This is a genomic window from Streptomyces roseus (genome assembly GCF_001044425.1).
GTDB lineage: Bacteria > Actinomycetota > Actinomycetes > Streptomycetales > Streptomycetaceae > Streptomyces > Streptomyces roseus.
On the sequence record NZ_LFML01000045.1, the window covers coordinates 14,948 to 30,270 of the forward strand.

Below are 15,323 nucleotides of genomic sequence, written 5' to 3' on the forward strand. Positions count from 1 at the left end.
CTCACTCCTGCCTGGGCGCACGTCCCGGTGCGGGTGGTGGCACTGACCCGGAGAACCTCACCAACATGAAGGTCAAGCCGAGCGTCAAGAAGATCTGCGACAAGTGCAAGGTGATCCGCCGTCACGGTCGGGTCATGGTCATCTGCGACAACCTGCGCCACAAGCAGCGCCAGGGCTGACGCACGCCGACCGACCTGCCTTCCGCAGTTCTTCGCGCGACGTAAGAAAACGTACATACGCAGAGCCCGCCCAGCCCTGAGAGGGGCCGGCGGCACCTCCGGCGGGGGCCGGGGACCCGGACGTACCACCACCCATCAGGTGTGGTCGGCGGTCGGGAGTGGTTCTGCGGAAGACCCCCGAACACACAGGAGCCATTGAATGGCACGCGTTTCCGGTGTTGACATCCCGCGCGAAAAGCGTGTGGAGATCGCACTCACCTACGTCTTCGGTATCGGGCGCACCCGGTCCAAGGAGATCCTCGCCTCCACCGGCGTGAACCCGAACACCCGCGTTCGTGACCTGGCCGAAGAGGACCTCGTCAAGATCCGCGAGTACGTGGACGCCAACCTCCGTACCGAGGGTGACCTCCGCCGCGAGATCCAGGGCGACATCCGCCGCAAGATCGAGATCCAGTGCTACCAGGGTATCCGCCACCGTCGCGGCCTCCCGGTGCACGGCCAGCGCACCAGCACGAACGCGCGTACCCGCAAGGGCCCGCGTCGCGCGATCGCCGGTAAGAAGAAGCCGGGCAAGAAGTAGTCCTGTTCAGCGGTCTTGCGCTGTAGGACCGACCACCTCCCGTAGGAGATTTAGATGCCCCCCAAGGGTCGTCAGGGCGCTGCCAAGAAGGTGCGCCGCAAGGAAAAGAAGAACGTCGCTCACGGGCACGCCCACATCAAGAGCACGTTCAACAACACGATCGTCTCGATCACGGACCCCTCGGGCAACGTGATCTCCTGGGCCTCCGCCGGCCACGTCGGCTTCAAGGGCTCGCGCAAGTCCACCCCCTTCGCCGCGCAGATGGCCGCCGAGTCGGCCGCCCGCCGCGCGCAGGAGCACGGCATGCGCAAGGTCGACGTCTTCGTCAAGGGTCCGGGCTCCGGCCGCGAGACCGCGATCCGCTCCCTCCAGGCCACCGGCCTCGAGGTCGGCTCGATCCAGGACGTCACCCCCACCCCGCACAACGGCTGCCGTCCGCCGAAGCGCCGCCGCGTCTGACGCAGCGGGCGCACCTGTGCGTCTTCGAGTGTCCGGGCGGTACGCATCCCTTCGGGGGGACGTACCGCCCGTACCCTTGCTGTACCTGGCTTTACCCGTCGGGCGTCAAATAGTGGGCGTCCACGACTGAAGGAACACAGACATGCTTATCGCTCAGCGTCCTTCGCTGACCGAAGAGGTCGTCGACGAGTACCGCTCGCGGTTCGTGATCGAGCCGCTGGAGCCGGGCTTCGGCTACACCCTCGGCAACTCGCTGCGCCGCACGCTCCTGTCCTCGATCCCGGGTGCCGCTGTCACCAGCATCCGCGTGGACGGCGTCCTGCACGAGTTCACCACCGTGCCCGGTGTCAAGGAAGACGTCACCGACATCATCCTCAACATCAAGCAGCTGGTCGTCTCCTCGGAGCACGACGAGCCGGTCGTGATGTACCTGCGCAAGCAGGGTCCCGGCCTGGTCACCGCTGCCGACATCGCGCCCCCGGCCGGTGTCGAGGTGCACAACCCGGACCTGGTCCTCGCCACGCTCAACGGCAAGGGCAAGCTGGAGATGGAGCTGACCGTCGAGCGCGGTCGCGGCTACGTCTCCGCCGTCCAGAACAAGCAGCTGGGCCAGGAGATCGGCCGCATCCCGGTCGACTCCATCTACAGCCCGGTCCTCAAGGTCACCTACAAGGTCGAGGCGACCCGAGTCGAGCAGCGCACCGACTTCGACAAGCTCATCGTCGACGTCGAGACCAAGCAGGCCATGCGCCCGCGCGACGCCATGGCGTCCGCCGGCAAGACCCTGGTCGAGCTGTTCGGTCTGGCGCGCGAGCTCAACATCGACGCCGAGGGCATCGACATGGGCCCGTCCCCGACGGATGCCGCCCTGGCCGCCGACCTGGCGCTGCCGATCGAGGAGCTGGAGCTCACCGTTCGGTCGTACAACTGCCTCAAGCGCGAGGGCATCCACTCCGTGGGTGAGCTCGTCGCCCGCTCCGAGGCCGACCTGCTCGACATCCGCAACTTCGGTGCGAAGTCGATCGACGAGGTCAAGGCGAAGCTGGCCGGCATGGGCCTGGCCCTCAAGGACAGCCCGCCCGGATTCGACCCGACCGCCGCCGCCGACGCCTTCGGCGCCGACGACGACGCGGACGCCGGTTTCGTCGAGACCGAGCAGTACTAAGAGAAGACTTTCCCGGGGCAGCCGCCCCGGGGGAACTGACACCGGTACCTGACACGGCCGGTGCAGATATGAAGGAGTAACACCATGCCGCGTCCCGCAAAGGGTGCCCGTCTGGGCGGCTCCGCCGCGCACGAGAAGCACCTTCTCGCGAACCTCGCGAAGGCGCTCTTCGAGCACGGCCGCATCACCACCACCGAGGCCAAGGCCCGCCGCCTGCGTCCCTACGCCGAGCGTCTGGTCACCAAGGCCAAGAAGGGCGACATCCACAACCGTCGCCTGGTGCTGCAGACGATCACGGACAAGAGCATCGTGCACACGCTGTTCACCGAGATCGCCCCGCGCTACGAGAACCGCCCCGGTGGTTACACGCGCATCACCAAGATCGGCAACCGTCGTGGCGACAACGCCCCGATGGCCGTGATCGAGCTGGTCGAGGCCCTCACGGTCGCCCAGCAGGCCACTGGTGAGGCCGAGGCCGCCACCAAGCGCGCCGCGAAGGACGCCGAGGCCGTGGCCGAGGCTCCCGCCGCCGAGGAGACCAAGGAGGCCTGATCCCGCTCCGGGATCGAGCTTGCTTGATCGGCTCTGAACGGGCCCGCCCCTTCCCGGGGCGGGCCCGTTCTGCGTTTCCTGCCGTTCTTGAGCTTCTGAGAGGATCGGTCACGTGAGTGACGAGGTGGAGCCCGGGCACGTCCGGGTACGGCTGGACCTGTCGTACGACGGCAAGGACTTCTCCGGCTGGGCGAAGCAGCGCGTGCTGCGGACCGTCCAGGGTGAGCTGGAGTCGGCCCTGCAGACCGTGATGCGGCTGCCGGACCCGGTCGAGCTGACCGTGGCCGGGCGGACCGACGCCGGCGTGCACGCGCGCGGCCAGGTCGCGCAGTTCGACGTACGCGACGAGGTGTGGGCCGAGCACCACGACAAGCTGCTGCGCCGCCTCGCGGGCAGGCTGCCGCACGACGTACGGGTGTGGAAGGCGGCCGAGGCCCCCGAGGGCTTCAACGCGCGGTTCTCCGCCGTCTGGCGCCGCTACGCCTACCGCGTCGGCGACCACCAGGGCGGGGTCGACCCGCTGCGCCGCGGGCACGTGCTGTGGCACCAGTGGCCGCTCGACGTGGACGCCATGAACGAGGCCGCCGCCGCGCTGCTCGGCGAGCACGATTTCGCCGCGTACTGCAAGAAGCGCGAGGGCGCCACGACCATCCGCACCCTCCAGCAGCTCAGCTGGGAGCGCGGCGAGGACGGGATCGTCACCGCGACCGTGCGCGCCGACGCCTTCTGCCACAACATGGTCCGCTCGCTGGTCGGCGCCCTGCTGCACGTCGGGGACGGCCACCGGCCCACCGACTGGCCGGGGAAGGTCCTGCGGGCCGCCGTACGGGACTCCTCGGTGCACGTCGTGAAGCCGCACGGGCTCACGCTGGAGGAGGTCGGCTACCCGGCGGACGAGCTGCTGGCCGCCCGCAGCAAGGAGGCCCGCAACCTGCGCACCCTCCCCGGCGCCGGCTGCTGCTGAGCCGCCGCGGGGCCGGGGGCCGGGGGCCGTTTGGGCGGATCGGCGCCGGGCCTGGACAATGCCCCGCATGGGACATCTCGAAGCCGGACACCTGGAGTACTACCTTCCCGACGGGCGGGTCCTGCTCCCCGACGTCTCCTTCCGCGTGGGGGAGGGGTCGGTCGTCGCCCTCGTCGGGGCGAACGGCGCCGGCAAGTCCACCCTGCTGAAGCTGATCTCCGGCGAGCTCCAGCCGCACGGCGGCGCGGTCACCGTCAGCGGCGGCCTCGGCGTGATGTCGCAGTTCGTGGGCTCCGTACGGGACGAGACGACCGTACGGGACCTGCTGGTCTCGGTGGCCCAGCCCCGGCTCCGCGAGACCGCGAAGGCCGTGGACCACGCCGAGCACCTGATCATGACGGTGGACGACGAGTCCGCGCAGATGGCGTACGCGCAGGCGCTGAGCGACTGGGCCGACGTCCAGGGCTACGAGGCCGAGACCCTGTGGGACGTCTGCACGATGGCCGCGCTGGGCGTCCCGTACGACCAGGCGCAGTTCCGCGAGGTGCGCACGCTGTCCGGCGGTGAGCAGAAGCGGCTCGTCCTGGAGGCGCTGCTGCGCGGGCCGGACGAGGTGCTGCTGCTCGACGAGCCCGACAACTACCTGGACGTCCCCGGCAAGCGGTGGCTGGAGGAGCAGCTCGGGGCCACCCGCAAGACCGTGCTCTTCGTCTCCCACGACCGGGAGCTGCTGTCCCGGGCCGCCGAGAAGATCATCAGCCTGGAGCCGAGCCCCACGGGCACGGACGTGTGGGTGCACGGCGCGGGCTTCGACACCTACCACGACGCCCGCAAGGAGCGCTTCGCGCGCTTCGAGGAGCTCAAGCGGCGCTGGGACGAGGAGCACGCCCGGCTGAGGGCGCTGGTCCTGCGGCTGCGCAACCAGGCGGCGAGCAGCCCCGACATGGCCTCGCGCTACCGGGCGATGCAGACGCGCTTCCAGAAGTTCGAGGAGGCCGGGCCGCCGCCGGAGCCGCCGCGCGAGCAGGACATCAAGATGCGCCTGAAGGGCGGCCGCACCGGCGTGCGCGCGCTGACCGTGGAGAACCTCGAACTCACCGGCCTGATGAAGCCGTTCTCGCTGGAGGTCTTCTACGGGGAGCGCGTCGCGGTGCTCGGCTCGAACGGCTCCGGGAAGTCGCACTTCCTGCGGCTGCTGGCCGGCGAGGACGTCAAGCACACGGGTGAGTTCAAGCTGGGGGCCCGGGTGGTCGCCGGCCACTTCGCGCAGACGCACGCCCACCCCGAGCTGTTCGGCCGCACGCTCGTCGACATCCTGTGGACGGAGGCGGCCAAACCGCTCGGCCCCGCCATGGCCGTCCTGCGCCGGTACGAGCTGGAGCGCCAGGGGGAGCAGCCGTTCGAGCGGCTGTCGGGCGGCCAGCAGGCCCGTTTCCAGATCCTGCTGCTGGAGCTGGCGGGCACCACGGCGCTGCTGCTGGACGAGCCGACGGACAACCTGGACCTGGAGTCCGCGGAGGCCCTCCAGGACGGCCTGGAGTCGTACGAGGGCACTGTGCTCTGCGTCACGCACGACCGGTGGTTCGCGCGGACATTCGACCGTTTCCTGGTCTTCGGTTCCGACGGTGTTGTGCGAGAGACTCAGGAACCCGTTTGGGACGAACGTAGGGTCGAGCGCAAGCGCTAGGGGGAGACCGCCCCCTCGGTCGCAGTGAGGGGGAGGCGTTGTGGGCCTGTGGCCTGGCATCTGGCTCATGAAGCGGGAGAAGCAGGGCTTCGGCGACCGGTTGCTCGACTGGCTGCTGCGACCCGCGTCCCGGCCCTGGCAGCTGCTCTCCCTCGCGGTGGTCCTGGGGGTCTGCGTCTCCACGAGCCTGCGCGAGAACTGGGGATCCGACAACGCCTTCGTGGTGAAGGCGGCGCAGACGCTGCTGGCCGGCGGGTCGCCGTACGAGGACAAGCGCTTCCTGTACCTGCCCAGCGCGGTCCTGATGGCCGTCCCCGAGGCGATGCTGCCGACGGCGGTGCTGCGCTGGAGCCTGCCGGTGGCGATGTCGGGGCTGCTGGGCGCCGGGTGGCTGGCCGCGCTGCGGCTGTTCTCGGTACCGCTGCGCTCGCGCTTCGCGGTCGTCGGGTTCCCGGTGCTGGCCCTGGCCTACAAGCCGTACGTGAACCTCGTGCTGATCGGCAACTGGACGGCGATCTCGGCCGCCGCGCTGCCGGCGGCCCTGCTCCTCGCGCACCGGCGGTCCTGGGCGGCCGCCGGGCTGGTGGTGGGGCTGGCCATCGCCTGCAAGCCCATGCTGGTGCCGGTCGGGCTGGTCTTCGTACTGGCCCGGCAGTGGCGGGGGCTGGTGGCGGCCGTGCTGGTGCCGCTCGGGATGTCGTTGCTCGGGGCGCTGATGATGCCCAGCCCGACGCTGTTCTTCACCAAGACCCTGCCGTTCCTGCTCCAGGGGCAGGACGCCTACGCGCTCCCCTGGGACGCCTCTCCCATAGCGGTGCTGCCCCGGCTGGGGGTGCCGGGGCCGGTGGCGGTGGTGGTGGCCTTCGCGGGGGCCGGGGCGGGGCTGTGGGCCGCCTGGACGCGGTGGCGGCGCACGGAGCAGGAGACGGACGGGGGAGAGCTGCGGCTCGCGGAGACGGCCTGCATGGTGATGCTCGCCGCATTCCTGGTGTCGCGGCCGTCCTTCGACCACTACCTGCTGGTGGTGCTCCCGCTGCTGCTGGCCTCGGCGGTGCGACCGGGCTCGATGCCCCGCTCGCCCTGGTTCTGGCTGGCCCTGACGCCCCAGGTCGCACTGGTCCCGTGGCCCTCCGAGCTGGCCCACAAGCGGCGCGCCTTCAAGGACTGCGCCACGCTGTGCGGGCTCGCGATCCTGTTGGTGCGTCGTGCGCTGGGCTCCGGTCGGGTTACCCTTGGGCAAGTAACAACTGCGGGGTCCCCACCCAGGACCGAACCGGAGTGCGCCGCGACGCCGTCCCCATCGGCATCGCGGACCGCGTTTTGACCCGTACGGGTCTGCTTGGGTATCCTGCTGGTTTGTTATGCGTATTGGCTTTCTTCATTCTCACGTGAAAGGGCCTTACGCCGGTCCACCGGACCGATGACCAGCGGTTCACACGGGTTGCGTCCCCGTTGTGGACGAGGGCTGTCGTGATCGTCCGTGGTGACCCTGTCAGGACCTTCCCGCAGGGGCTTGCGCCCTTGGGATACCACCACTGAAGAAGCGAAGGCATACGCGTGCGTACGTTCAGCCCCAAGCCCGGCGACATCTCGCGCCAGTGGCTCGTCATCGACGCCCAGGACGTTGTCCTCGGCCGTCTGGCGACCCAGGCCGCCGCCCTCCTGCGCGGCAAGCACAAGCCGACCTATGCGCCTCACATGGACATGGGCGACTTCGTCGTCATCATCAACGCCGACAAGGTCCACCTGTCGGGCAACAAGGCGTCCCAGAAGATGGCGTACCGCCACTCCGGCTTCCCGGGCGGTCTCCGCTCCGTGCGTTACGACGACCTCCTGGCGAACAACCCGGAGAAGGCCGTCGAGAAGGCCGTCAAGGGCATGCTCCCCAAGAACACCCTGGGCCGTCAGATGCTCTCGAAGCTGAAGGTCTACTCGGGCGACCAGCACCCGCACGCTGCCCAGCAGCCGGTGCCGTTCGAGATCACCCAGGTCGCGCAGTAGTTCCGGCCACCCCCTAAGACGTAGAAAATTCTGAGGAGCATCGTGGCCGAGACCACCGCCGAGACCCCCGTCGAAGAGTTCGAGGGCGTCGAGGAGTACACCACCGAGTCTGAGGTCGTCGTCGAGGGCGACTACACCTCCGAGTCCCTTGCCGGCCGCTTCGGCGACCCCCAGCCGGCCGCCGGCCTGGGCCGTCGCAAGAACGCCATCGCCCGCGTCCGGATCGTTCCGGGCACCGGCAAGTGGAAGATCAACGGTCGCACCCTTGAGGACTACTTCCCCAACAAGGTGCACCAGCAGGAAGTCAACGAGCCGTTCAAGCTCCTCGAGCTCGACGGTCGCTACGACATCATCGCCCGCATCGCGGGTGGCGGCGTCTCCGGTCAGGCCGGCGCCCTGCGCCTCGGCGTGGCCCGTGCCCTGAACGAGGCCGACGTCGACAACAACCGCCCGGCGCTGAAGAAGGCCGGCTTCCTTTCCCGCGACGACCGTGCGGTCGAGCGCAAGAAGGCCGGTCTCAAGAAGGCCCGTAAGGCTCCGCAGTACAGCAAGCGTTAATCTGCGCCTGCTGTTCAGCAACAAACCGCCCCGGCAGCACTCTCCGTGCTGCCGGGGCGGTTCGTTTACCGCCACAAGCGGCAAATACATGTCACAAGCGGTCACAAACGAAGCGTGAACTCGGGAGGACAACAGTGGGACAACTCTTCGGGACGGATGGTGTACGCGGCGTCGCCAACGCGGATCTGACGGCTGAGCTCGCGCTCGGTCTCTCCGTGGCAGCTGCCCACGTACTCGCCGAGGCGGGCACCTTCGCGGGCCACCGCGCGACCGCGGTCGTCGGCCGCGACCCGCGCGCGTCGGGCGAATTCCTGGAGGCGGCGGTCGTCGCCGGCCTCGCGAGCGCGGGCGTGGACGTCCTGCGCGTCGGTGTGCTGCCCACCCCGGCGGTGGCGTATCTCACCGGTGCGCTGGGTGCCGACCTCGGCGTGATGCTCTCCGCCAGCCACAACGCGATGCCCGACAACGGCATCAAGTTCTTCGCCCGCGGCGGCCACAAGCTGGCCGACGAGCTGGAGGACCGCATCGAGGCCGTCTACGAGGAGCACCGCACCGGCGCCCCGTGGGACCGGCCGACCGGCTCCGGCGTCGGCCGCGTCTCCGACTACGACGAGGGCTTCGACAAGTACGTCGCCCACCTCATCGGCGTCCTCCCGAACCGCATCGAAGGCCTGAAGATCGTCCTGGACGAGGCCCACGGCGCGGCCGCCCGCGTCTCGCCCGAGGCCTTCGCCCGGGCGGGTGCCGAGATCATCACCATCGGTGCCGAGCCCGACGGCCTCAACATCAACGACGGCTGCGGCTCCACCCACCTGGAACTCCTCAAGCAGGCCGTGGTCGAGCACGGCGCCGACTTCGGCATCGCCCACGACGGCGACGCGGACCGCTGCCTCGCGGTCGACGCCACCGGCGCGGAGATCGACGGCGACCAGATCCTCGCGGTGCTGGCCCTGGCCATGCGCGAGGCCGGCCAGCTGCGCGGCAACACCGTCGTCGGCACCGTGATGTCCAACCTCGGCTTCAAGCTGGCCATGGAGGGCGAGGGGATCGACGTCGTGCAGACCGGCGTCGGCGACCGGTACGTGCTGGAGTCGATGAAGGAGCACGGCTACGCGCTCGGCGGCGAGCAGTCGGGCCACGTGATCATCCTCGACCACGCCACCACCGGCGACGGCACGCTGACCGGCCTGATGCTGGCGGCGCGCGTCGCGGCCACGGGCCGCTCGCTCGCCGAGCTCGCGGGCGTCATGCGGCGGCTGCCGCAGGTGCTGATCAACGTCCCGGACGTGGACAAGTCCCGGGTGACGACCTCCGGCGAGCTCGCCGCGGCCGTCCTCGACGCCGAGCGGGAGCTGGGCACCACCGGGCGGGTGCTGCTGCGTCCGTCCGGTACCGAGCCGCTCGTCCGGGTGATGGTCGAGGCCGCCGACATCGAGCAGGCCCGCGCGGTCGCCGGCCGGCTGGCGGACGCCGTGAAGTCGGCCCTCGGCTAGTTCGGCCCCGCGGTAGCCGTACGTCGGCCCCGCCCACCCGGTGATCCCGGAGGGCGGGGCCGACGGCGTTCGCGCGGGCCGCTCAGGTCTTCGCGGGGCGACGGGCCCACCGGCCGCGCTGGGTGGCCCACAGCGCCTTCTGCCCGTACAGGGTCAGGACGCCGGCCAGCATGATCCCGCCAAGGTTCAGGAGCAGCTGCTCCGCCGACCCCCACATCTGGGCGAGCTCGCCGTAGCTCAGTGCCACGGCTGCGTTCGCGCCCGCCGGGACCGTGGTCACCGAGATCGCGACGCCCACCAGAGCTCCGGACTTCGCCGAGGTCAGGGAGAGCACCCCCGCCACCCCCGCGAGCAGCGACACCACGAAGGAGAACGGGTCCGGCTTCCAGATGAAGCCGGTGTTCGGGCGCGGACTGTCGAGCATCCCCTCGTGGAACTGGCCGATCGCGTCCATCCCCAGGCTGAAGAGGGTGGTGGCGGCGATGGCCAGCGCGAAGCCGATCAGCAGGGCGGCCAGGGAGCGCAGCGCGAGCCGCGGCCGGCGCTGCACCAGGCCGGTGCAGACCCCGGCGAGCGGACCGAACTCGGGGCCGACCGCCATCGCGCCCACGATCAGGATCGCGTTGTCCAGGACCACGCCGCAGGCCGCGATCATCGTCGCGAGAATCATGAAGGCGACGTAGGTGATGGAGAGGGTGGACTCCTCGTGGGTGGCCTCGGTCAGCTGCTCCCACAGCACCGCGTCGGCCGCCTCGCCCGGGGCCTCCTCCTCGGCCGCGTCGGCGCGCCGGGACAGCGACAGGTCGATGTTCTCGACCGCGATCGAGCCGTCCTCCCCGATGCGCAGCCGCCGGAGCTCCTGGAGCAGCTCGTCCCCCGCCTCGCGGGCGACGTCGCACATCACCACGTCGCCGCGCGGTTCGCGGGCGGCGCCGGGCAGCACGACCAGATGGGTGGTGCCGACCGTCGTCTCGATGGCCTTGACCACCGCTTCGGTCCGGTCCGCCGGAGTGATCATCCGTAGGTGCAGCATGGCCGCACCCTACGTGCCGCGGCGGTCAGAGCTTGCGGAGACTGAGCTTTTGGACCTTGTGGTCCGGGCCCTTGCGGACGACGAGCGTGGCGCGGCCGCGGGTCGGGGCGACGTTCTCCAGGAGGTTCGGCTTGTTGATCGTGCGCCACATGGTCTGCGCGTACTCCATGGCCTCCTCCTCGGAGACCTGGGTGTACTTGCGGAAGTAGGAGAACGGGTTCTGGAACGCGGTCTCGCGCAGCTTGCGGAAACGGTTGAGGTACCAGCGCTCGATGTCCTCGGGCCGGGCGTCCACGTACACGCTGAAGTCGAAGTAGTCGGCGAGCGCGACGCGCGTACGGCCGTCCTTGCCGGGCAGGGCCGGCTGGAGGACGTTGAGCCCCTCGACGATCAGGATGTCGGGGCGGCGTACGACGAGCTGCTCGCCGGGGACGATGTCGTAGATCAGGTGCGAGTAGACCGGGGCGCTGACCTCGTCCTTGCCCGCCTTGATGTCCGCGACGAAACGGGTGAGCGCGCGGCGGTCGTACGACTCCGGGAAGCCCTTGCGGGCGGTCAGCCCGCGCCGCTGGAGCTCCTTCATGGGGTAGAGGAAGCCGTCGGTGGTGACCAGCTCGACGCGGGGGTGCTCGGGCCAGCGGGCGAGCAGGGCCTGGAGCAGACGGGCCACGGTGGACTTGCCGACGGCCACGGAACCGGCGACCCCTATGACGAAGGGGGTGCCCTGCTGGGCGCCGTGGCCGTTGCCGGCGTCGCCGAGGAAGGTGTTGAGGGTGCCGCGGAGGTTGCTGGTGGCGCCGACGTAGAGGTTGAGGAGGCGGGAGAGCGGGAGGTACACGTCCCGGACCTCGTCGAGGTCGATGACGTCGCCGAGGCCGCGCAGCCGCTCGACCTCCTCGGCCGTGAGGGGGAGCGGGGTCCGCTCGCGCAGCGCGCTCCACTCGGCGCGGGTGAGGTCGACGTACGGGGAGACCTCGGCCCGGCGGTGGGGTCGCTCGGGTCGGTCGGGGCGCTCCATCGCGCCCTCCGGCGGCGTGCTTCGTGGCGGCGAAGTGATCACACGGCCATTGTCGTGGCTCGGGGGCGGTTGTGGGTGGTGGGGTCGGTCACGTGGCGGGAGCGGAGCGTATCGCCCTGGTCACGATTGGCGGCGCGCGGCGCGAAATGGTCCGGCATTGATCGTCGGGGCCCGTAGATTTGCTGTCGTTGCGGCTCGGCTGGGGGCTGATGCCGCCGTTTCTTCGTTGTGCTTTTCCTGGGGGAGATCTTTCGTGCGTAGCACCCTTGTCCGTCGTACCGTCCTGACCGCTTCCGCGGTGTCCCTGGCGCTGCTGGCCACCGCCTGCGGTTCCGACAAGGCGGACGACAAGAAGACGGACGCCAAGCCGTCCGCCGCCGCGTCGGCCCCGGCGGCCGCCGCCGCCAAGGCGAAGACGAATGCCGAACTGGCCGGGGTGATCGTGACCCAGGCCGACCTGCCGAACCACCTCGTCAAGGAGGCCACCCCGGCCGAGGCGGCAGCGGCGGCAGGCGCCAAGAGCGACAAGCCGCAGTGCCAGCCGCTGGTCTCGGTGCAGTCCATGAACCCGGTCGGCACCGCCGCGGGCACGGCCCGGACCAAGGCCGTCGCCAAGCCCAAGGAGCCGGCGGCGGACGCCGGCCCCGAGGAGAAGGCGAAGGCCGCCATGGGCGCCCTGGCCGGCACCGTCACCTCGGTCACCCTCGCCTCGTACGAGGGCCAGGGTGCCCAGGAGGCCTTCGCGGCCGTGAAGACCGCGGGCACGGCCTGCGCCGGCGGTTACACCGGCAGCCAGGGCGGCGACGGCCTCAAGATCACGAAGGTGGCCCCGGGCGCGTCCGTCACCGCGGGCGACGAGGCCCTCGCGTACACCGTGACGGGTGACGCGGACGGCGAGACGATGACCATGGAGCTCGTGGCCGTCCGCAAGGGCAACACCGTCGCGACGTTCTCGGCCCTGAGCCTGGCCGGCACCGCCGAGCAGCCGAAGGCCGTCGTCGACGCGCAGGTCAAGAAGCTGGGCTGAACCCCGGTCGGCTGACTGGACGTCAACCCCGCTCCGGCGCGTTCGCCGGGGCGGGGTTTCGTCTTGTTCCGGTACGGGGCGCAGCGCCGAACACGGCGTACGCTGCGCCGTATGTGCGGAATTGTGGGTTACGTGGGAGCGCAGTCGGCGCTCGATGTGGTCATCGCCGGACTCAAGCGGCTGGAGTACCGCGGCTACGACTCGGCGGGCGTCGCCGTGCTGGCCGACGGGGGGCTCGTCGCCGCCCAGAAGGCCGGAAAACTGGTCAATCTGGAGAAGGAGCTGGTCGGGCATCCCCTTCCGGCCGGCTCCACGGGTCTCGGGCACACCCGTTGGGCGACCCATGGCGGGCCCACCGACGTCAACGCCCACCCGCACCTCGACAACGCGGGCCGGGTCGCCGTCGTCCACAACGGCATCATCGAGAACTTCGCCGCCCTGCGCGCCGAACTGGCCGAGCGCGGGCACCGCCTGGAGTCCGAGACGGACACCGAGGTCGTCGCCCACCTGCTGGCCGAGCGGTTCGGGGCCTGCGGGGACCTCGCGGAGGCCATGCGGCAGGTGTGCAGGCGGCTGGAGGGCGCGTTCACGCTGGTCGCGGTGCACGCCGACGCGCCGGACGTGGTGGTCGGCGCCCGCCGGAACTCCCCGCTGGTGGTGGGCGTGGGGGAGGGGGAGAACTTCCTCGCCTCGGACGTGGCCGCGTTCATCGCCCACACCCGGTCCGCGATCGAACTGGGGCAGGACCAGGTCGTGGAGCTGCGCCGCGACGGGGTCACGGTGACCGACTTCGCCGGCGCGCCCGCGTCCGTGCGGGCGTACCACGTGGACTGGGACGCCTCCGCGGCCGAGAAGGGGGGCTACGACTACTTCATGCTCAAGGAGATCGCCGAGCAGCCGAAGGCCGTCGCCGACACCCTCCTCGGCCGGATCGACGGGAGCGGTTCGCTGAGCCTGGACGAGGTGCGCATCCCCGTCTCGGTGCTCAGGGAGGTGGACAAGGTCGTGATCGTGGCGTGCGGTACGGCGTACCACGCGGGCATGATCGCGAAGCTGGCCATCGAGCACTGGACCCGCATCCCGTGCGAGACGGAGCTGGCCAGCGAGTTCCGTTACCGCGACCCGATCCTGGACCAGCGGACGCTGGTGGTCGCGATCTCGCAGAGCGGCGAGACCATGGACACCCTGATGGCGCTGCGCCACGCGCGCGAACAGGGCGCCAAGGTCCTGGCCATCTGCAACACGAACGGGTCGACGATCCCGCGGGAATCGGACGCGGTGCTGTACACGCACGCCGGTCCGGAGGTGGCCGTCGCCTCGACCAAGGCGTTCCTGACCCAGCTGGTGGCCTGCTACCTGGTCGCGCTGTACCTCGGGCAGGTGCGGGGGACCAAGTGGGGCGACGAGATCGAGGCGGTGATCCGCGAGCTGTCCGACATCGCCGGGGCCGTGGACACCGTACTGGAGACGATGGAGCCGGTCCGGGAGCTGGCGCGCTCGCTCGCGCACAAGGACACCGTGCTCTTCCTCGGCCGGCACGTGGGCTACCCGGTGGCGCTGGAGGGCGCGCTCAAGCTCAAGGAGCTGGCGTACATGCACGCCGAGGGCTTCGCGGCGGGCGAGCTCAAGCACGGCCCCATCGCGCTGATCGAGCAGGACCTGCCGGTGGTGGTGGTCGTGCCGTCGCCGCGCGGGCGCTCCGTGCTGCACGACAAGATCGTGTCGAACATCCAGGAGATCCGGGCGCGCGGGGCGCGGACGATCGTGATCGCGGAGGAGGGCGACCACGCGGTCGTCCCCTACGCCGACCACCTGATCCGGATCCCGGCGACGCCCACGCTCCTCCAGCCCCTGGTGGCGACGGTGCCGCTGCAGGTCTTCGCGTGCGAGCTGGCCACGGCGCGGGGGAACGAGGTGGACCAGCCGCGTAACCTCGCAAAGTCCGTGACCGTGGAGTGAGCGAAGCGAGTTGGCCTGGTGATTATCGGAGTGGGAATCGACGTTGCCGAGATCGAGCGGTTCGGTGAGTCGCTGCGCCGGACACCGCAACTGGCACAGCGGCTGTTCGTCGACTCCGAGTTGACGCTGCCGAGCGGCGAGCGGCGCGGGACCGCCTCCCTCGCCGCCCGGTTCGCGGCCAAGGAGGCCCTCGCCAAGGCGCTCGGCGCGCCCGGCGGGATGCTGTGGACGGACGCCGAGGTGTACGTCGAGGAGACCGGGCAGCCGCGGGTGCGGGTCTCGGGGACGGTCGAGGCCAGGGCGGTGGCGCTGGGCGTGAAGTCCTGGCACATCTCCCTGAGCCACGACGCGGGCATCGCCTCGGCCGTGGTGATCGCCGAGGGCTGAGCCCCTTTTCGGGCAGGCTGGTCCCATGCGTACTGCTTACAGCGTGGAGACCGTACGGGCCGCCGAGCGCGAGCTGATGGCCCGGCTGCCCGAAGGTGCCCTGATGCAGCGGGCGGCGGCCGCACTGGCCGCCGTCTGCGCCGGACTGCTCGGCCGGGTGTACGGGGCGCGCGTCGTGCTGCTCGTCGGGTCCGGGGACAACGGCGGCGACGCCCTGTACGCGGGCGCCCGCCTCGCCCGGCGCGGCGCCGGGGTGACGGC

General features: G+C 70.5%; 17 protein-coding genes. 15 read left to right on the forward strand and 2 right to left on the reverse strand.

Annotated features, from left to right (window positions below):
* The first annotated feature begins 65 nt into the window (after positions 1 to 65).
* From rpmJ to glmM, 11 genes are all read left to right on the forward strand, one after another.
* Positions 66 to 179: a 50S ribosomal protein L36 gene (rpmJ, locus tag ACS04_RS11840; protein ID WP_003956441.1), complete on the forward strand. Its 114-nt coding sequence runs from the start codon at positions 66 to 68 to the stop codon at positions 177 to 179.
* A gap of 199 nt (positions 180 to 378) precedes the next feature.
* Positions 379 to 759 carry a 30S ribosomal protein S13 gene (rpsM, locus tag ACS04_RS11845; RefSeq protein WP_007265919.1) on the forward strand — a complete coding sequence of 127 codons (381 nt, stop codon included), beginning with the start codon at positions 379 to 381 and terminating at the stop codon, positions 757 to 759.
* A gap of 54 nt (positions 760 to 813) precedes the next feature.
* Positions 814 to 1,218, forward strand: a complete 405-nt coding sequence (rpsK, locus tag ACS04_RS11850; protein ID WP_003956432.1) for a 30S ribosomal protein S11 — start codon at positions 814 to 816, stop codon at positions 1,216 to 1,218.
* A 142-nt stretch (positions 1,219 to 1,360) separates the two neighbouring features.
* Complete coding sequence (locus ACS04_RS11855) at positions 1,361 to 2,383, forward strand: DNA-directed RNA polymerase subunit alpha (RefSeq protein WP_007265920.1); 1,023 nt, start codon at positions 1,361 to 1,363, stop codon at positions 2,381 to 2,383.
* Positions 2,384 to 2,467: 84 nt separating this feature from the next.
* Entirely contained in the window at positions 2,468 to 2,935 is a 468-nt protein-coding gene (rplQ, locus tag ACS04_RS11860; RefSeq protein WP_030298228.1) for a 50S ribosomal protein L17, read from the forward strand.
* Positions 2,936 to 3,047: 112 nt separating this feature from the next.
* Positions 3,048 to 3,899: a tRNA pseudouridine(38-40) synthase TruA gene (truA, locus tag ACS04_RS11865; RefSeq protein ID WP_048476522.1), complete on the forward strand. Its 852-nt coding sequence runs from the start codon at positions 3,048 to 3,050 to the stop codon at positions 3,897 to 3,899.
* A 67-nt stretch (positions 3,900 to 3,966) separates the two neighbouring features.
* Complete coding sequence (locus ACS04_RS11870; RefSeq protein WP_048476523.1) at positions 3,967 to 5,586, forward strand: ABC-F family ATP-binding cassette domain-containing protein; 1,620 nt, start codon at positions 3,967 to 3,969, stop codon at positions 5,584 to 5,586.
* A 67-nt stretch (positions 5,587 to 5,653) separates the two neighbouring features.
* Positions 5,654 to 6,910 (forward strand): glycosyltransferase family 87 protein, encoded by a 1,257-nt coding sequence (locus ACS04_RS11875; protein ID WP_048476531.1) that lies wholly within the window; start codon positions 5,654 to 5,656, stop codon positions 6,908 to 6,910.
* Between the two features lie 233 nt (positions 6,911 to 7,143).
* A complete protein-coding gene (gene rplM, locus ACS04_RS11880; protein ID WP_030154717.1) occupies positions 7,144 to 7,587 on the forward strand; it encodes a 50S ribosomal protein L13 in 444 nt (147 codons plus the stop codon).
* 42 nt (positions 7,588 to 7,629) lie between these two features.
* On the forward strand, positions 7,630 to 8,145 hold the full coding sequence (gene rpsI / locus ACS04_RS11885) for a 30S ribosomal protein S9 (protein ID WP_030154718.1): 516 nt from the start codon (positions 7,630 to 7,632) through the stop codon (positions 8,143 to 8,145).
* A gap of 134 nt (positions 8,146 to 8,279) precedes the next feature.
* Entirely contained in the window at positions 8,280 to 9,638 is a 1,359-nt protein-coding gene (glmM, locus tag ACS04_RS11890; protein WP_048476524.1) for a phosphoglucosamine mutase, read from the forward strand.
* A gap of 82 nt (positions 9,639 to 9,720) precedes the next feature.
* Here the strand turns inward: glmM and ACS04_RS11895 are convergent, their stop codons facing one another.
* Together ACS04_RS11895 and coaA are read right to left on the reverse strand one after the other, a co-directional pair.
* Complete coding sequence (locus tag ACS04_RS11895) at positions 9,721 to 10,671, reverse strand: DUF389 domain-containing protein (RefSeq protein WP_048476525.1); 951 nt, start codon at positions 10,669 to 10,671, stop codon at positions 9,721 to 9,723.
* Between the two features lie 25 nt (positions 10,672 to 10,696).
* Positions 10,697 to 11,689, reverse strand: a complete 993-nt coding sequence (gene coaA, locus ACS04_RS11900; RefSeq protein ID WP_048476526.1) for a type I pantothenate kinase — start codon at positions 11,687 to 11,689, stop codon at positions 10,697 to 10,699.
* 253 nt (positions 11,690 to 11,942) lie between these two features.
* On the opposite strand from coaA, the gene ACS04_RS38145 reads away from it, so the two are divergent.
* From ACS04_RS38145 to ACS04_RS11920, 4 genes are all read left to right on the forward strand, one after another.
* A complete protein-coding gene (locus tag ACS04_RS38145) occupies positions 11,943 to 12,716 on the forward strand; it encodes a hypothetical protein (protein WP_048476527.1) in 774 nt (257 codons plus the stop codon).
* Between the two features lie 111 nt (positions 12,717 to 12,827).
* Positions 12,828 to 14,675 carry a glutamine--fructose-6-phosphate transaminase (isomerizing) gene (gene glmS, locus ACS04_RS11910; RefSeq protein WP_048476528.1) on the forward strand — a complete coding sequence of 616 codons (1,848 nt, stop codon included), beginning with the start codon at positions 12,828 to 12,830 and terminating at the stop codon, positions 14,673 to 14,675.
* A gap of 15 nt (positions 14,676 to 14,690) precedes the next feature.
* A complete protein-coding gene (locus ACS04_RS11915; RefSeq protein ID WP_048476529.1) occupies positions 14,691 to 15,062 on the forward strand; it encodes a holo-ACP synthase in 372 nt (123 codons plus the stop codon).
* Between the two features lie 25 nt (positions 15,063 to 15,087).
* The coding region (locus ACS04_RS11920; RefSeq protein WP_048476530.1) for an NAD(P)H-hydrate epimerase at positions 15,088 to 15,323 on the forward strand (236 nt) is incomplete at its 3' end.